The organism is Pseudomonas sp. Irchel 3E13, assembly GCF_900187455.1.
Taxonomy (GTDB): Bacteria; Pseudomonadota; Gammaproteobacteria; order Pseudomonadales; family Pseudomonadaceae; genus Aquipseudomonas.
Map to the genome: position 1 here is coordinate 1 of NZ_FYDX01000028.1, position 17,659 is coordinate 17,659.

The window sequence follows — 17,659 nt, forward strand, 5'->3', positions numbered from 1 at the left end:
TAGGAACGGCGTTGTGACTGCATGGAAAGACCCGCTTAAAAGGCTAGAAATGGTGTCCACTTAAATTAGGTGGACACCATCGCCTTTGGCGTCGGGGTCAGGAAGGTGAGTTGGCCGGACGGTTACGCACTATGTACCTATGGAGCGCTAAGGAGTCTGCATACTGCAATACGGGCTATCGGCCAGAGGCGGCGCCGTGGCTTCCTTGTGCTTGGCTTTGGCGCAAAGAGATACAAAGGAGGGGAAGCCATAGGTCATCAGCGGGTATCGCAGCGGCGGCATGCAGTCAGAAAGCCAACCTTCTGTGGCAGCAGTCCTCGGACACATCGACCTCTGAGGGCCACGCTGAGCGCTATGCGTAATATCGCTGCCTGCTCGGCATGGGAGTTCACCGCATCCGTGTCACACAGCTGCCCTCATCGCAGGTGTACTCGCTAAGCAGTACACCTTTGGGACAGGCCCGCTGCGCCTTGCTCGAAACAGCTATCTGCTGTAGCGAGAATGAACCGCCAGTTAGAGCTGCGCCGTAGTCATCAACGGTCTTGCAATCCCATGATCGAGACCTCATTACAGCATTCTCATCTATCGCGGCGCCTGGCTGCCCAACTTTGACTGAAAGAGTGACCCACATGGATCTGGATCAAATTCGACAGAACGCTCGGCACAATGCCGCAGCCGATATTTTTGCGGCCATGTCATCCGAGGAGAAGAGCCAAAAGCTACTTGCTCAAGTTCGCGGGCAGTCTGATGCGATGATAGATTTCAGTGCTCGTCATGAAGGAATTCCAGATGACCAGCTGGAGATCTATCGTGCCATGGTGAGAGGCCAGGACAATCCTTTCAAGGACGAACTGAGCCTCGTCGACAACCTGCTTAAAGCTGGGGATGTAATTCTGAGCACCGGAAACACCACCGGCGCGAAAATTATCACCAAAGGGCAAAAACTTGGCTATAAGCACGCAAGATCCAGTCACGTCGCGCTGGTTCATGCAGACTTCGTCTGCGTCGATGCTATGCCTAGCCTGGGTGTTTCCAATAGGCTGGTGTCAGATGTCTTGAGCGATGTGAAGCCTGATTGGCGGGTAATTCGGTGTAAGAAACTTGGCTCGGAACACCTCGACAGTATTTACCAGGCATGTGCGTTCTATCTGGCGCAGCCCTACAAAATCCTGCCCTCTAAAAAGCCAATGAAAGCCGCAGCCTACTGCTCTGAGTTGGCCCGGAAGGTGTTTCTGCATACAGGTGTTACGGGGATCGGCATCCCAAATGACAGCGTATTGAGTCCCGGAAAATTTGATGAGCTGGCTGACAATCATCTTCAGTGGGAAGACGTCACCGAGCAAGTCAGACCCGCGATCGAGTTCTGCTTGAAATACCACAAATTGATGAGCATCGCCTCCAGGCTCATGATTGAAGGGCTCAAGCTGAATCGCAAGCGCTTCGAAGACCGGAAAGCCCAGGTCAAAGAAATTCAGCTGGCAGCCAGCAAAGGCACCATCCCTAGGGAAAAAGCAAAGGAGTTGATTAAATCCATCCGGGAAATTGAGACCAACATGAACCACCAGTTCTGGGATCATTCGAAGTAACCCTGTAAGGGCTGCCTCCAGATGCTCCGAATCTAAAGCCCGGCCGGGTGCGGTACTGCCATCTACCGCGTCCAGCTGCTCTCAGTCCGGCCTGAACACCGCAGCATTGCGCTGCGCCATTTCCAGCAAGGCATCGACGATCATGCGCACCTTGGGCTGGATGTAGCGCAGTGAAAAGGGGACAGATTTATTTACTGGGCAGATGTCTGCTTTTGGCCGATTGCTGCCTTCCACAGCATGATCACCGGTCAGCAATCAACAAACCAGTTGTAGAAATGGTATCCCGCGCTAACCGATACAGCACATGTGCCCAGCGTCAATAGAGGCCACTGTCCTTCGACACCAAGCCACCACTGCACCTTGAACAGAAGAGCTCCTACCAACACGCAGGCCAGAACACCAAGAGCCAGGCCAACCAAAGCGAGCAGCCGAGCCCCTAACCCAGGATTTCCGCCGTGCCAGTTCTCACTCAGGCAAAAGGGGCAATGATTGGACGAAGGCGAATACCCCCAGAAACCACGGCTATATGACGCTCTCGGAACCATCGCTTTGCCACAGTTGTGACAGGTAACCATCGAGTGTCTCATACCGCACCTCAGCTCAAATCGTCCTAGATGAGCCCATGGTGCGCTACCGCGGAAAAAACCCAACTGCGTGACCTGACATCTACCCAGCACCCGGTCTGAGCTGGGCTCAAACCCTCCTGGCCACATAACCGAGGTTATGCTGTACCGACCGACTCTATTGAATGCTTCCCGGTGGTTGACAGGCCTCGCACGGTCGCGAAACGATAACTCAGGACGCCAGTTCAACTCCTCAAATAACCGCTCATCGGAAATACGTGCATGGGGGCACTTAAGGGGGCACTTACGCATAAACCTATAAATAAATACATTAAAAACAATAGCTTATGTGTACATTTTTAATCCCCCCGGCTCCACCAAATGATCAATCAAAGACGTCCACGGACGTCTTTTTTTGTGCCTGGAAGTCAGTGAAATCAAGGGTTTACTGCTCTTTTGAGGGCCACAACGGTTTTTTGAGTTCCAGCCGTCCCGGTATTCCCAGTGGTATTCCAGCCTACCTGGGGCTAATCTTGGGAATACCAAAAGGTGTCATGGAGCCTCTCCCATGTGCGCTCAAACAGCTCGTCTCTCCGACCGCCAGCTCAAGGCGGTCAAGCCCAAAGACAAGGACTATGTCCTCACGGATGGCGACGGCCTCCAGCTCCGAGTCCGGGTAAACCGCTCGATGCAGTGGAATTTCAACTACAGGCATCCGGTCACCAAGAATCGAATCAACATGGCGCTCGGCTCCTATCCCGAGGTCTCTCTGGCGCAAGCTCGGCGAAAAGCGGTTGAAGCTAGGGAAGTACTTGCCCAGGGGATCGACCCCAAAGCTCAGCGCAATGATCTCGCGCAGGCCAAACTAGCCGAGACGGAACATACGTTCGAGAAAGTAGCTAGCGCCTGGTTCGAGTTGAAAAAGGACTCGGTCACGCCGGCCTATGCTGAGGACATCTGGCGCTCACTCACGCTGCACGTTTTTCCGAGCATGAAATCGACTCCAATCTCGGAAGTCAGTGCACCGATGGTGATCAAGATCCTTCGCCCTATCGAAGCCAAAGGCAGCTTGGAAACGGTGAAGCGGCTTAGCCAGCGCCTCAACGAGATCATGACCTACGGGGTCAATTCAGGAATGATCTTCGCGAACCCGCTCAGCGGGATTCGGGCGGTGTTCAAGAAACCGAAGAAAGAAAATATGGCGGCGCTACCACCCGAGGAGCTTCCTGAGCTCATGCTGGAAATAGCGAATGCCAGTATCAAGCGCACGACCCGCTGCCTGATCGAGTGGCAGTTGCACACGATGACTCGCCCCGCCGAGGCGGCAACCACTCGCTGGGTAGACATCGACTTTGAAAGGCGTGTCTGGACCATCCCGCCGGAGCGGATGAAGAAGCGCCGCCCGCACAGCATCCCGTTGAGCGATCAAGCCATGTCATTGCTGGAGATACTGAAGTCCCACAGTGGTCATCGGGAGTACGTCTTCCCGGCAGACCGAAACCCTCGTACTCATGCCAATAGCCAGACCGCCAACATGGCGTTGAAACGCATGGGCTTCCAGGACCGCTTGGTCAGCCACGGCATGCGCTCGATGGCCAGCACCATCTTGAATGAACATGGGTGGGACCCGGAGCTCATCGAAGTGGCGTTGGCGCACGTCGACAAGGATGAGGTGCGCAGTGCCTACAACCGAGCCGACTACATCGAGCGACGGCGGCCGATGATGGCTTGGTGGAGCGAGTACATTCTGAAGGCGTCGACGGGCAATCTCTCGGCCAGCGCGATGAATGTGGCCAGGGATCGGAACGTAGTACCCATCCGATAGGGCGGCGACAACGGCGACACTGGCGACAGACCGCGTGCCATCTACATCCTGCCGTCTGAGCGGATGGCGACAGTCGCCAACTCGCCCCGATTTTGGTTTCTCCGGCTAAGCCCGTGAGTATGGGGAGGCTTCGCATCCCCATGCTCACGGGCTAACACTAGAAAAGCGACAAACGGCCACTTTGCCACTGACACCCACCGACTTCCAAAGCACGCCAGAGGTGGAATCTGGCGCATTTCCATGTGTCCTTCACCGATTGACCCATGCCGCGGTGACCGATAGAACGAAGATTCGAAGCGCTGCCTTAGGCAGCACCCCAGATGACCAGAGCCTTCAAGGTCATGCCGCTAACCCGGTGGCTCATCCCAAAGTGCGATTCGCGCCCGGAGGCTCGCACGGTCATTCGCCAGAATGATGGACGCCCTCTAAACAATCCGCCCAGTGCGGCTGCCCGCCAACCCTTTAGCCCTGCAGCAACGAACCTGCTCGGCCAACGTTTTGCGCCAATCGTTCGCCCGTCTCTTTTTCCAGAAAAGAGACGGGCGCTCCTACCACTGCTGCAGCCCTCATCGCACAAGGCTTTGCGGCAATTCCCCGCGTGACAATCAGCGTGACAAACGCAGATGTCACCAGCAACAGCGCTGTAGATGATGGTGCCGCAGACCAGGGAATGGACTGCACCTGACTGACAGTCAGGCATGCCCCGGTCATCGCAGTGCTGCTTGCACCTGGCTCAGGATCTCGCGGCACTGGTCTCGTCAGCCAATGCAGCCTCCACCCGCCCACCGCTAACGGTGCTCAGGAGGCCAGATCATGAGATGCCCTTGCTCCTGGTCGTAAGGAGCCGCCAGTCCCGCGTCAGTGGACACCCTCACAGGTCGCAGGGGCCTTGATCCCTGATAACACTCAGCATTCTTGGCGGGATGACGTGAGGGAGAGATCGGTAATTTATGGAGGAAGGCTATGCAACTGCGCGAAGTACAAGGGCCGCCACGCCCCTTGTTGGAACAGCAGATAACGCCCCTACCCTACCCGGGCGCGGCGCTGGGCGATCTATTGGGGCCTGCCGTGGAACGCATGGCCGATGTGATCGGCGTGCCCTGCGCCATGGCCGCGCAATCCGTTCTGGCCACGGCAGCTTTGGCGAGCCAGGCGCACGCCAATGTTCACCTCGATGGCCGAATCTATCCGTTGTCGCTGTACTTGCTGACGGTGGCTTGCTCAGGTGACCGCAAAAGTGCGGTGGACCATATTGCGCTGCAGGCCGTACGGGACTGGGAAAGACAGCAGTGGATCGCCTATGGCGAACAGCTCAAGGCGCACCGAGCTGCAATGAGCCTCACCGCAAAGTCACCGACCTCGAAAAAGTCAGCACATCTAGCGCTGGACGCGCAACCTGAACCTGTCCAACCAAGACTGCTCACTGCTGAGCCGACCATTGAGGGCCTGGTCAAAAGCCTGTGCCACGGCTTGCCCAGCATGGGGCTGTTCAGCGATGAGGGCGGACAGTTTTTGGGCGGCAGCACCATGATCAAGGACAACATGATCAAGGCGATCACTCACTTGTCGACGCTGTGGGACGGTAGCCCGATTGATCGGTCGCGCGCGATGGCTGGGGAAAGTCTGCGCGCCTATGATCGCCGACTCAGCATGCACTTGATGCTTCAACCCCGCCTGGCAGACCGCTTGCTGCAGGACGCGGATATCAAAGACCAGGGCATCCTAGGACGCTGTCTGATCAGTTGGCCAGAGCGCCTGGTTGGACAACGACTGTACAAAACCATCGACCTGACCCGAGATCCAAAGGTGCAACTGTACCAGCAGCGCATTGCCGCGCTCATGCAGAAGCCTTGGTCACGCCATAAAGACGGCGGCCTCAACCCTGTAATCCTAGAGTTAAGCCCCCGCGCCCGTGAAGCATGGATTGCCATTCACGACACCATTGAATGCGAGTCTGGGGAATTCGGCGAGCTGGTCAACGTGCAAGCTGCTGCGGGCAAAGCCGCCGCGAACGTACTACGCATGGCTGGTGTGATGGCGGTGGTTGAGGAATCGACTGTATTGGAAGACATGCACATTCAGCGCGCCTCCACGCTGATGGATTACTACCTGGCCGAGAGCCAACGCCTGACTGAACAGGAACCACTGAATAAGCTTCGCGCAGAGGCTGATTGCCTGCTGCGCTGGTTGATAAAGAAGAACTGGCCACCGTTTCGCCTCCGCGATCTCACGCGCAACGGCCCTCGCTTTGCCCGTAAAAGCACGCGGCACACTTTCGAGTTATTGCTGCAGCTGGTTGCCCATAACTGGCTGGACAATGACGGGGACATATTCGAGGTGCGCCATGTTCCGCCTCAATGACGCCGTGCGCCGCTATCGGGCGCAACATTGCTCGCCGACCGAGTTACGGCGTGTCGCCGCCACTGCCACCGCTTTGTCGCCACGCGCCAATCCAGATGCGGCGGGGGTTGTCGCCAGTGTCGCCGCTGTCGCCGCTCCAACATCTGAGTCAATCGACCTCGCTCGGCTCATCGAGCAGTTGCAAGAAGACGGGGCCTTGCTGCAACACAGCGAAAACGCCCTTCTCATCCGCCCAGCACACTGGGGACAGTTGGACAGCGTCAGCGCCCACTGGAAAGCCCTGCTGCTGCACCTACAAACCAACGATCAAGGTGAAGACAATGGTGCTGGTCGGTCGGCGTGATGGTCGCAACTTTGGCTATGGTCGCCAATTGAGCTATGCCGGTCGGCAGGCGCTAGGGGACATGTTCGCCGGCGGCCACTTCGCCACGGTCAAAGCGCATAGCGATCGCTGGCAAGCATTCGTAGACTGGTGCCGGTCAGAGGGCGGCCCCGGTTACAACGACGCGCGCCAAATTGATCAACAGACGCTCCAGGACTACGTCGCATACCTGCGTCAGCAGATCCAGCAAGGCGCATTATGCATCGCTACCGCGCAAAATCGCCTGAGCAGCGTCAACCGCACCCTTGCCGCGCTGCGCGGTGATCAGGAAGTGAGAGTCATCAGCCCGAGCCAGGCATTAGGGCAGCAGCGCTCCAACGTACGCTCCCAAGCTCCAGCTGGCCAAGACCATCAACAGGTACAGCGCGTGCTGCAGGTATTGTGTGAACAGCAGTACGAGCGAGTGGCCGCGATTGCCCTGTTGGCCCGAGCAACCGGCATGCGCCTGCGCGAAGCGATCCTAGCGGACCTGCCACGCTTGCACCATGAGGCCAAGCACTTGGGTCGTATCAATATCCAAGACGGCACCAAAGGCGGCCGCTCTGGGGCATCAGCGCCGCGGTGGATTGCTGCCAACAATGAGGTAAACGAGGCAATCCTTTTCGCAAGAAATGCGTCACCGAGGGGCAGCCGTAACCTGCTGGCCCCAGAAGAAAGCTACGCCGCGTTCCTGCAAATGACGGTGCGCCCCGCCCGCAAAATTCTGCATAGGCACAAGCTAAAGGGGTTTCATGAATTGCGCGCCGCCTACGCTTGCAAACGCTACGAGCATTTCACAGGCTATGCAGCCCCAGTCAATGGCGGCCACTGCTATCGAATCGACCCCGACCTTGATCAACAGGCACGCCTACAAATCAGTCTTGAGCTCGGACATAACCGGCTCGATGTGGTTTCGGCCTACATCGGTGGCCGGTCATGAGCAAATCCTTTGATATGACGTTGTTCTTGATCGGCGTTCTGTGCGGCTCGAAGAGCACGCAGCAAAGGCACCTCCGACAAGCTCAAATCATGCAAGCGGCGATCCAAGAGCGCTGGCAACGAAACACCCCTTGGACTTGGCAGCGAAAGCATATGCGCTGGTTTTTGACTCACTTTCTGAAGGACCACTCAAGCGCAAGCCAGTACTACTACAAACTCACCGTTTTACTAATCAGTAAGCGGCTAGGGACTGCGCGGTTGCTGACAGATCGATCAAATGGCAAGCGCTCCTGCCGTCGACGGCCGTAGAAGTCACGATCACCCTGTCCAGTCGGCGCCAACATTACCTACAGCGAGGCCTCACTGAGGCAGCGGACAACGCCTTCACTTGTAGGGCCTCATGTAGATCAGACAAGCGCCCCCCGCCTTGCTTTATCTCGCACTCCCACACAACCATGACCGTCCAGCCTTTGGCCTCCAGCGCCTGTACATTTTCGAGGTCTCTCTCAACGTTCCTTGAAAATTTTGCCGCCCAGAATTCGCTCCGAGTCTTAGGTGTAGTAGCGTATTGACATCCAACATGTCGATGCCAAAAACATCCGTGTACAAATATACAGGTCCGGAGCTTGGGCATTACAATGTCAGGCTTGCCAGGGAGGTCCTTGCGGTGCAGGCGAAAACGATAGCCCAAAGCATGAAGGAAACGGCGCAATGCGAGCTCAGGCTGTGTATTTTTGCCCGTTATCGCAGCCATCATCCGAGATCTGGTCGCTCTATCTACAACATCCACTTTCGTTTACCTTTGGCAGATGTAGCTCATGAATTGTAACAACCCTTTACAGGTCGTGGATCTCTTCGCTGGCCCTGGCGGCCTTGGTGAAGGTTTCTCTTCACTCAATGAGGGCAGAAGCTTTGATGTATTAGTCTCAGCAGAAATGGACCCGTTCGCTCGATCTACGCTAAGACTCCGTGCATTTTATCGAGCGCTGAAAAAAAACAATCCAGCAGCCCTTGACGACTACTATTACTACTGCGAGACGGGTGGGGCATCACAACCTTGGACTTCGAACAGCGCCAAAGAATGGCAGCATGCCGATAAAGAGGCCCGCCAAATTAAACTAGGGAGTGCGGAGGGGAATGCCGAGCTAGACCGCATTCTAGAAGCGAGACTAGATACCAGTAAACCTTGGGTATTGATTGGTGGCCCCCCTTGCCAAGCTTATTCAATAGTTGGACGAGCACGCAACAAGGGAAATGCAGAATACAAAGCGGAAGATGACCACCGCCACTTCCTCTACCGGGAATATCTTCGGATAATTCAGAGCAAGCGCCCTGCAGTATTTGTGATGGAAAATGTCAAAGGGATTCTTTCCTCGAAGGTTAGCGGCACTCAAATATTCCCACAAATACTCCAGGACTTAGCTGACCCTGATGCCGCATTAGGCATCAAAGGCGGATGTGGTACTAAATATAAAATCTGCTCCTTGGTCTCTGATGACATATACGAATCAGGAATGTCGCCAGACTCAATTGACTTTAGTAACTTTGTAATACGCGCTGAAGAATATGGCATTCCACAAGGTCGCCACCGGGTCATTTTGATCGGCATTTCAGAAGATTACATTGGAGAGGTAAACGAGCACAAGCTTGAAACTGCCGAACCAGTTACAGTTGGAGACGTAATCGGAAATCTTCCGCCTCTACGAAGTACGCTATCGAGGGGAAGCGACACTCCAGACAAGTGGTGCAGTGAAGTTTTAAATCACTTGGACACCTTATATGCAGACCTGATTTCCTCTGGAAAGCAGGATCCAAACTTAGAGATGAACCTTAAAATCTTCCGAGATTCATTTTCGGGAGGCCGGTTGAATAATGGCGGATTGAGAGTAAGAAAGACAAGCTATTGGAGTGGCAAAACAAAATCGGACGATTTGGACTCGTGGTTTACAGACGACAGGTTAAACGTCTGGCTCAACCATGAAGCTCGCAGCCACATGAGTGCAGATCTCAAGCGATATGTATATGCCTCCGTCTTCGCACAGGCTCACCATGTCTCTCCAAAGGGTCATCAAGAATTCAATCTTCCCGGATTGGCTCCTGACCATAAAAACTGGGAAAGTGGTAAATTTAGCGATCGCTTTAGAGTACAACTTCACAACCAGTACTCCTCAACGATAACAAGCCATATATCGAAAGATGGCCATTACTTCATCCACTATGATCCTAATCAATGTCGCAGCCTGACTGTTAGGGAAGCAGCTAGATTGCAAACCTTCCCAGATAATTATTTTTTCCTAGGCAATCGCACGCAGCAATACCACCAAGTTGGGAATGCCGTCCCACCTCTTCTTGCAAGTAAAATTGCCAAACTAGTAGAGCGTATAATTAAGGGCAGGACTTTAAGTCCGGAGCATGCTGGGGTAGCGGATTCGATGATCATCTAAATGATGCCTAGGCAGGTCCAAAGCAGTGGAGGCTGGAAATGAGGCTTGCATCATAACCAGTTTTATGCAACGAATAGTGGCCAATAGATGTCACACCCTGCCGTCTGCGGCTTATGCCCCACGGTAGAGGGACTATAGGAAATCAACGCGAGCCTTTGGGGGGTAGGAATGTTGTTGGAGGGATTCTTGGTTACCTTTTGTACTAGGAGACTGGTGCGATGATAGAGGTTCAGCACCCTCCCCACGCAGCGTCACTGCTCGAATCAATGCGGTCAATTGGCTACACCTTGGATTCGGCGTTGGCGGACTTAATTGATAATAGTATTTCCGCCCATGCCAAAGAGATCCACATCGAGTTCCGCCCTACTGACAACCCTTACATCGCGATAATAGATGACGGAAAAGGAATGTCGCATGAGGTGTTGCAGAGCGCAATGCGACACGGCAGCAAAAACCCTCTTTTAGAGAGGGGGGAAGACGATATGGGTCGGTATGGCTTAGGGCTCAAGACAGCATCCATATCACAATGTCGCCGGATGACTGTCATTTCCAAACAAGATGCTGATATCAACGCATTTTGTTGGGATCTCGATGTCGTTATCGACAAAGGCGCTTGGGTCATGCTTCAGCTTGAACTCTCAGACTGCCAAGCCTTACCTCACTTTAGTCAGCTAGAAAGTAAAAAATCAGGGACGATGGTACTGTGGCAAGAACTCGACAAATTGCTTGTTGGGGAAGCAGATCCAGAAAACGCATTGGGAACAAAAATGCTTGCGGCCCGCGAGCATCTATCACTTGTTTTCCATCGCTTCCTAACAAAAGAAGGGAGCAAGCCAAAAATATCAATGGCTCTCAACGGTTCTGCGATTGTTCCGTTTGACCCTTTCTTGGCCAATCATAAAGCTACTCAGCGTCTGGACGAGGAGAAGTTTTCCGTCGAAGGCAAAAGGGTCGTAGTCAAACCTTTTATTTTGCCGCACATGAGCAAACTTAGCAGCAATGATGTACAGCTAATCGGCGGGAGCGAAGGCTTTCGAAGCCAGCAGGGATTCTATATATATAGAAATAGAAGACTGATAATTTGGGGAACTTGGTTTCGCCTAGCAAGAAAAGACGAGCTAAGTAAGCTTGCGCGAGTACGGGTAGATATCCCCAACACACTTGACCATCTTTGGACTTTAGATATAAAAAAATCGGCCGCTCATCCGCCTGAGTTGGTTCGGCAAAACTTAAAACGGACAGTGGACAGAATCAGGTCCGTCAGCGGCAGAACGATCGCTTTTAAGGGTCGCAAAATCTCTGACTCTGATGTCGCCCCTGGCTGGAACGAAGTTCTCGATAGATCAGGTGTTAGATTCGATGTGAATCGAAACCATCCACTAATTTCAGAGTTCTCAAAATCTCTAGACAAAGAAGGAAGAGCACGACTCAACCTAGTTTTAGGGGTTATCGAGAGCTCATTCCCTGCGGACGCCTTGTACAACCGTATGGCAAGCGACGTCCGACCTGATTTCGCAAGTGACAGTGCGGTCGAAAATATCAACGATATGATTTCGACAATTATAGTAAATATGCCAGCAGATTCGCCGACCAGAAGGCAACTGCTAATGTCGCTTCATTTAATAGAACCATTTAATCTATACCCAGAACTAACAAAGAAAATTGTTGAGGAATATAACTCGTGAGTGAGACGTCAAGGATGGTACTGTCAGCGAATGCTCGTCGCCTGGAATTGGGAGTTATCACAGCCCTAACAGTTGATGGAGTTCCAACCGAAGGGGCCATCTTTGACTTGGCGTCCACTCTAAGGAGCATACCGCCCTACACTGTCACGGACGACGAGTTTGAAGTAGTTATTAAGAAGCTTCATGAAGCGCTCACAGTTGACATGGGATTGGGGGACTGTGTTTATGATGAACACAATCCTTGGCTGAGAGCTAAAAAGGCTGCAATCGACCCATTCTATTGGAGTCGCTACCAAACCGATCTTTTGAAGCAGGGTTGGGGTCCCAAAGTTGTTAACTCGCTAGATAAGGTAACGGATGAAATCCTAGATTTGATGGGAGATCCATCAGGTCGCACAGGATGGCCGCGGCGAGGTTTAGTAATGGGCGATGTGCAGTCAGGGAAAACCTCTAACTATACAGGCTTGATTTGCAAGGCGGCAGATGCGGGGTACAAATTAGTAATTCTGTTGACAGGGACGCTGGAAAGTTTGAGAAGACAAACTCAGGAACGTTTAGACTCTGGGTTTGTAGGACTGGATAGCTCGGGCGTCGTAAACAACCGAAAGCGCCATCGCAAAGAAATTGGCGTTGGATTAATCAATGGTGCACGCTCAGCGGGTGTCTTTACGTCTACAATAGTAGATTTCCGGGCGGCAATGGTAAACCAACTTGGATTTAGGTTAAACGACTACAGAGAGCCTGTTCTTCTTGTAGTCAAGAAAAACAAGCGAATCCTCGAAAACCTAGTAGAGTGGCTGGTTAATTATAATGCTGGCCCCGGCGGAAACATAGACATCCCCCTTCTACTTATTGATGACGAGGCGGACAATGCCTCTATCAATACAAACCCCAAAAAGGCAACTGCTATAAATGCGGGGATCCGTGGATTGCTGAAAGTTTTCCCGAGATCCAGTTATGTAGGGTTTACCGCAACTCCGTTTGCCAACGTATTCATCAACCCTGAAACAACGAATAATGTCGAGGGTGACGATCTATTCCCTCGCGATTTTATTTACACATTAGACGCGCCTACAAATTATGTTGGGGCAAGCCGGATTTTTGGCGAAAACTCCGATCTAAAGTGCTTAAACGTTATCGATGATGCCGAGGAGTACTTTCCGCGCGGACAGGCCTCTGACAGCGTGGTGGAGGGCGTCCCGTCATCGCTTAAAGATGCGATCACATGCTTCTTCTTAGTTAACACGCTAATGGACATTCGTTTTGGGATGCCAAAGCATAGATCCATGCTAGTAAACGTTAGTCACTTCACCTTGATACAAAATCAAGTCCGAGACATCCTCGATCATGAAGTCCGGCTGATGCAAGGAGACATTCGAAATTACGCTTCCCTACCTTTCGATGAAGCCATACGCAATAGCTCCATTAAATCTCTATACAACGCATTTCAGAGAAACTTCTCCAACCTAGAAATAACGTGGCAGCAGGTTCAAGCCAAACTTTCAGCTTCTACGATGCCGATTCAAACTACTGCAGTAAACCAAAAAAGCGGGCCGGCCAGCTTAGATTATACCGCCTACAAGGAACACGGCTTGAGGGTAGTAGCAGTTGGGGGCAACAGCCTAGCGCGTGGTTTGACGCTCGAAGGGTTGTGCATTAGTTACTTCTACAGAACAACTCAAATGTATGATGCTTTACTTCAAATGGGAAGGTGGTTCGGCTATCGATCCGGTTACGAAGATCTATGCAAAATTTGGATGACTGAAGAGACAGCGGATTGGTATGCACATATCTCAGAGGCGACTGACGAGCTTCGTAACGAAGTGCGTCGAATGCAGAACTCTCGCCTCAAGCCAATCGATTTTGGGCTCCGCGTGAGATCTCATCCTGAGTCTTTACTCATTACCGCCAGAAACAAAATGAGGGACTCGGATGAAATTGTCCAGATAATATCTATTACTGAAGAAAGCTTGGAGTCGCCCCGCTTACTAAAAGACCCCTCGATAGTTTCCTCAAACTACAAGGAGGCGCAGAGTTTTATACGATCAGTACTAACCAGTCCTGATTCTAAAAAGATGGAAGATGGCGCCTTCCCCGTATGGCGGTCCGTACCGAAGCAACTGGTCGTAAAATTCCTAAAGGCATTTATCAATCACCCTCTTAGCGTAAAGCTGCAAACATCTAGCCTGGCTGATTTTATTGAAAAATCCACCGACCATAAGCTTGATTCATGGGATGTAGCTTTACCCACGGGCAGCGGCAGCTCGATAAAATTCGCAGAAGAGTTAGAGGTAAAAAGAAGGGTCCGCAAGATATCTACTGATGACAATATAAAAGCCTTGCTCGTTAACGGGACTAAACTGCGGGTGGGATCAGCGGCCGATGAGAAGGCAGGATTGTCAAAGCCTGAAATCGAGGCAGCAGAGATTAGGTATAGAAGCGAAGCCAAAAAGAGTATCCAAACAATTCCGGGCAAAGCATACACTGCCGTTAGACAGGCACCGCTATTGCTAATCCACTTAATTGAGCCCAGAAAAGAAGAGGAAAAAGAAAGCAAGTTTCAACTGCCGCCCGATTGCGACGCGCTTGTAGCCATAGGTCTAAGCTTTCCATCCCTTGATATCAGCAGTCATCGTGTAGCTTATCGTATTAACCTTGTCGAACTCCGAAATATGTTGTCCGGCGATAGCTCCTCAATTGATGACAACGATGATGAGGAAGACGATGATGACGAATAAAGTCAAACTTATTTGGGACACAGTGAAAGCAGAAGCGGTCGGATCAGGATTTCGCAGGGTTGACGTAGAGCACATCCTTGATTTCTACGCAGGTGTGGATTCATTGGGTCGATTCACTCTATTGTTGATTACGCAAGAAAATCCCGGCGTCGACTTGGAACTTCAATCAGTGAAGATACACACTGTACTCCGGGAAGATGGCCGATGGTCTCTACTATTCATTTTGGAAAAACCAGATCTTTTTGAATTATTTCGATTGTTCTGTGAAGATTTGATTGCATCTTCACGCCAATGCTCGGATAAGTCTAATGGCCTTCCGTTCGTTTTAGCGCGTCTTGTTAGCTGGCGCCTGCTGTTCGAACGAGGCAACCTAGAAACCTTGAACGAATCTCAAGTCCGGGGGCTGAGCGGCGAACTTATTCACCTCAAATCACTTATTGAGATGATCAGCGCGCCTGCAGCTATTCAGAGCTGGAAGGGGCCTGATCGGGCTGATCAAGATTTTCAATTCGAGAAGCTGGCTTGGGAAGTAAAAACTGTCTGGCCATCAGTAAACGAGGTGACGATTGCATCTGAAAGACAGCTCGATTATACCTACCGCGAATTGCAGCTTGTTGTTGTTCAGCTGGGAAGCGGAGCAGAAAGCACAGCTAATGGCTTTACGCTGAATCAGCTGGTTGACGATATCCGAAAATCACTTAAGTCAGACTTCGAGACCTACTCAGCCTTTGAAAACTGCCTATTGAGATGTGGGTACTCCACACACCCGGAATATGACAACCAAGTGATGATATTGTATAGCACCTCACGTTATAAAGTAGTTCCTGGCTTTCCTTGCATCCGACCGCAAGATTTGTCACCGGGTCTTAGTAGTGTAAAATATAAGCTAAACCTTAATAACTGCACAGCCTTTCAAATCTAGCGCACGGGTCAGTTCATATGGATCTTGATACTTTCCATAAAGATTTTATAGAGGCCGTTCGTTCAAAAGCGGAGTCTTCACGCGACTTTATCCGCACTGCTTTTGTGGAGGACTGCGGAGATAGACTCATAGAGGCTGAAGAGCTTCTATCCTTTGAAGTTTGTAGATTTGAAGGTGTTAACGGAAAACGCAAAAAGCTTCGCATCGACGGCTACGCATTTGATGAAGCAGACAATTCGATGGCGTTACTAGTCGCTGATTTCTTCAATGAAGATGAAGTTACCTCATTCGTTACTTCCGATGTCAAGGCTGCATTTGGTGATTTGCGCGCCTTCCTAGAGGAAGCATTGGACGGGAATTTGACTGACGGTAGTGTGGACGAAAGCCAACCAGGGCATGGTTTTGCATGTGACCTAATGGATTGGCATTCAAAGATAACTAAATATCGCTTCTATTTCGTCAGCGACGCCATGCTGAAAACCCGCCAAAAAGGCTGGCCTGAAGAGCAAGTGAGAGGAACCCCAGTCGAGTTTCATATCTGGGATATCGGAAGATTCCATTCAGCTTATATATCAGCTACAGGACGGGACGATCTTGTGGTTGATTTCTCCTCAATTGGAAGCAGTGGACTGAAATGTCTTGCTGCAGCCGAGTCCCAAGGGGACTATAGCGCCTATCTCTGTATGATTCCTGGAGATACCTTGGCAGACATATACGACATGTACGGCAGCAGATTGCTTGAAGGGAACGTTCGAACCTTTCTCAGCACTAAAGGAAAAGTTAACGCAGCCATTCAAAACACTATACGCAATCAGCCTGAGATGTTCTTCGCCTTCAACAATGGAATTGCAGCTACTGCTGAAAATGTTGAACTTGAAGAAGATGCGGGCGGGGTGCGCATTCGAAGCGCCGTTAACCTGCAAATCGTGAATGGTGGACAAACCACTGCATCATTAGCGTTTGCGAAGAGAGGGGGTGCTGCCCGCAAAGAATGTCTGGACCTCTCGAAAGTTATGGTGCAAATGAAGCTTTCGGTTTTGCCTCCAGAAAAAGCAGGTGAGTTAACTCCAGAAATCGCACGTTACGCGAATAGCCAAAACAAGGTAAGCGACGCAGACTTTTTCTCCAACCATCCGTTCCACATTCGACTTCAAGAGTTTTCCCGTAGGTTGTTTACCTCACCAAGCGGCGGTGCTCAGTATGGTACACACTGGTTCTATGAGAGAGCTCGTGGCCAATATCTAAATGAGCAAGCAAAACTATCGACTGCCCAGAAAAATCATTTCTTAATGCAAAACCCAAAAAGTCAGCTCTTCACAAAGACTGATGTTGCAAAATATGAGAACAGCTGGCGGGAGCAGCCTCATAGAGTAAGCATGGGTGCTCAGAAAAACTTCATATTCTTCGCCGACACCATCTCCAAGTCATGGACATCGGATGGCAAGATCTATAATGAAGAATATTTCCGCAAGATAGTTTCTTTAGCTATAATCTTCAGAAAAACAGAAGCCTTGGTCAGTCAGCAGCCGTGGTACCAAGGAGGGTACCGAGCAAACATTGTCACGTACTCAATCGCTAAGCTGCACAACTTAATATCTGAAGATGCACTTGGCAAACAGCTTAACTTTAGAACCATTTGGGACTCACAAGCTGTCCAGCAATCGCTATGCGAACAGTTGTCCATAATTTCAGAAAAAGTCTTCCATGTGCTAACCGATCCTGACAGACCTAAAGACAACGTTACTGAATGGGCAAAAATGCAGGCGTGTTGGGAGCAGGTGAAGGATACAAAAATAAGCTTAGTTTCAAACGCCGAAGAATTCCTCCAAGAAGTACGCCAATCTGTCGAGGAAGGTAAAAAATCCAAATCGACACAAAAGACTGATGACAGCATTCAAATTCAGATCATGGTCGTTGACTTACCTGGCGCTGAATGGACTCGACTTTTAAACTGGGGAGTTAAAAAAGAAAAGCTTTCGCCTCGACAGATAAATCTGTTAAAAATCGCCGCGCAAATACCACACAAGCTCCCTACAGAACGCCAATGCATCGAGCTTTGGAAGCTACGTGGAGAACTAATCAAAGATGGCTATCTTGCCCTTTAAATAAAGCAAAAAGGTAAAAGTGGCGATCTACTGCTTTTACCTTTTTATCTAACCCCGCTTAAATCCATATATATCTGAAAATATGCTCTGCTATTTTTTGATTACCACGGAATTTTATCCCCCCCCTAAG

13 protein-coding genes are annotated in these 17,659 nt (G+C 51.2%); 11 read left to right on the plus strand and 2 right to left on the minus strand.

What is annotated here, in order from left to right:
* Positions 1–629: 629 nt before the first annotated feature.
* Positions 630–1,586, plus strand: coding sequence for a hypothetical protein (locus CKW37_RS31180; RefSeq protein WP_049239417.1), 957 nt, complete (start codon positions 630–632; stop codon positions 1,584–1,586).
* 81 nt (positions 1,587–1,667) lie between these two features.
* On the opposite strand, the gene CKW37_RS32880 is transcribed toward CKW37_RS31180, so the two are convergent.
* Complete coding sequence (locus CKW37_RS32880; protein ID WP_153570273.1) at positions 1,668–1,841, minus strand: hypothetical protein; 174 nt, start codon at positions 1,839–1,841, stop codon at positions 1,668–1,670.
* Between the two features lie 876 nt (positions 1,842–2,717).
* On the opposite strand from CKW37_RS32880, the gene CKW37_RS31185 reads away from it, so the two are divergent.
* From CKW37_RS31185 to CKW37_RS33405, 5 genes are all read left to right on the plus strand, one after another.
* Entirely contained in the window at positions 2,718–3,974 is a 1,257-nt protein-coding gene (locus CKW37_RS31185) for an integrase domain-containing protein (RefSeq protein ID WP_095159948.1), read from the plus strand.
* Positions 3,975–4,937: 963 nt separating this feature from the next.
* Positions 4,938–6,335 (plus strand): YfjI family protein, encoded by a 1,398-nt coding sequence (locus tag CKW37_RS31190; protein ID WP_095159949.1) that lies wholly within the window; start codon positions 4,938–4,940, stop codon positions 6,333–6,335.
* The gene (locus CKW37_RS31195) at positions 6,319–6,678 is read left to right on the plus strand and encodes a hypothetical protein (protein WP_095159950.1); all 360 of its coding nucleotides are present in this window, start codon (positions 6,319–6,321) and stop codon (positions 6,676–6,678) included. Before CKW37_RS31190 ends, CKW37_RS31195 begins: the two co-directional genes overlap by 17 nt.
* Complete coding sequence (locus CKW37_RS31200; protein WP_095159951.1) at positions 6,656–7,636, plus strand: integrase domain-containing protein; 981 nt, start codon at positions 6,656–6,658, stop codon at positions 7,634–7,636. The genes CKW37_RS31195 and CKW37_RS31200 overlap by 23 nt, the downstream gene beginning before the upstream one ends.
* Complete coding sequence (locus tag CKW37_RS33405) at positions 7,633–7,944, plus strand: hypothetical protein (RefSeq protein ID WP_095159952.1); 312 nt, start codon at positions 7,633–7,635, stop codon at positions 7,942–7,944. Before CKW37_RS31200 ends, CKW37_RS33405 begins: the two co-directional genes overlap by 4 nt.
* 34 nt (positions 7,945–7,978) lie before the next feature.
* Here the strand turns inward: CKW37_RS33405 and CKW37_RS31210 are convergent, their stop codons facing one another.
* Positions 7,979–8,425, minus strand: a complete 447-nt coding sequence (locus CKW37_RS31210) for a very short patch repair endonuclease (RefSeq protein ID WP_095159953.1) — start codon at positions 8,423–8,425, stop codon at positions 7,979–7,981.
* Between the two features lie 28 nt (positions 8,426–8,453).
* Between CKW37_RS31210 and CKW37_RS31215 the strand changes: the two genes are divergently transcribed.
* The 5 genes from CKW37_RS31215 to CKW37_RS31235 all read left to right on the plus strand — a co-directional run bounded on the left by CKW37_RS31215 (position 8,454) and on the right by CKW37_RS31235 (position 17,529).
* Positions 8,454–10,079 carry a DNA cytosine methyltransferase gene (locus CKW37_RS31215; RefSeq protein WP_095159954.1) on the plus strand — a complete coding sequence of 542 codons (1,626 nt, stop codon included), beginning with the start codon at positions 8,454–8,456 and terminating at the stop codon, positions 10,077–10,079.
* Positions 10,080–10,297: 218 nt separating this feature from the next.
* Positions 10,298–11,764, plus strand: coding sequence for an ATP-binding protein (locus CKW37_RS31220; protein ID WP_095159955.1), 1,467 nt, complete (start codon positions 10,298–10,300; stop codon positions 11,762–11,764).
* A complete protein-coding gene (locus tag CKW37_RS31225; protein WP_095159956.1) occupies positions 11,761–14,502 on the plus strand; it encodes a Z1 domain-containing protein in 2,742 nt (913 codons plus the stop codon). The genes CKW37_RS31220 and CKW37_RS31225 overlap by 4 nt, the downstream gene beginning before the upstream one ends.
* Complete coding sequence (locus CKW37_RS31230) at positions 14,492–15,424, plus strand: PD-(D/E)XK motif protein (RefSeq protein ID WP_159985352.1); 933 nt, start codon at positions 14,492–14,494, stop codon at positions 15,422–15,424. The genes CKW37_RS31225 and CKW37_RS31230 overlap by 11 nt, the downstream gene beginning before the upstream one ends.
* A 17-nt stretch (positions 15,425–15,441) precedes the next feature.
* A complete protein-coding gene (locus CKW37_RS31235; RefSeq protein ID WP_095159958.1) occupies positions 15,442–17,529 on the plus strand; it encodes an AIPR family protein in 2,088 nt (695 codons plus the stop codon).
* The last annotated feature ends 130 nt before the right edge of the window (positions 17,530–17,659 follow it).

Bases quoted from the DNA above. Each gene is read 5' to 3' on its own strand.
- CKW37_RS31180 (WP_049239417.1), top strand. From the start codon at position 630: ATGGATCTGGATCAAATTCGACAGAACGCTCGGCACAATGCCGCAGCC.
- CKW37_RS31185 (WP_095159948.1), top strand. From the start codon at position 2,718: ATGTGCGCTCAAACAGCTCGTCTCTCCGACCGCCAGCTCAAGGCGGTC.
- CKW37_RS31190 (WP_095159949.1), top strand. From the start codon at position 4,938: ATGCAACTGCGCGAAGTACAAGGGCCGCCACGCCCCTTGTTGGAACAG.
- CKW37_RS31195 (WP_095159950.1), top strand. From the start codon at position 6,319: ATGTTCCGCCTCAATGACGCCGTGCGCCGCTATCGGGCGCAACATTGC.
- CKW37_RS31200 (WP_095159951.1), top strand. From the start codon at position 6,656: ATGGTGCTGGTCGGTCGGCGTGATGGTCGCAACTTTGGCTATGGTCGC.
- CKW37_RS33405 (WP_095159952.1), top strand. From the start codon at position 7,633: ATGAGCAAATCCTTTGATATGACGTTGTTCTTGATCGGCGTTCTGTGC.
- CKW37_RS31215 (WP_095159954.1), top strand. From the start codon at position 8,454: ATGAATTGTAACAACCCTTTACAGGTCGTGGATCTCTTCGCTGGCCCT.
- CKW37_RS31220 (WP_095159955.1), top strand. From the start codon at position 10,298: ATGATAGAGGTTCAGCACCCTCCCCACGCAGCGTCACTGCTCGAATCA.
- CKW37_RS31230 (WP_159985352.1), top strand. From the start codon at position 14,492: ATGACGAATAAAGTCAAACTTATTTGGGACACAGTGAAAGCAGAAGCG.
- CKW37_RS31235 (WP_095159958.1), top strand. From the start codon at position 15,442: ATGGATCTTGATACTTTCCATAAAGATTTTATAGAGGCCGTTCGTTCA.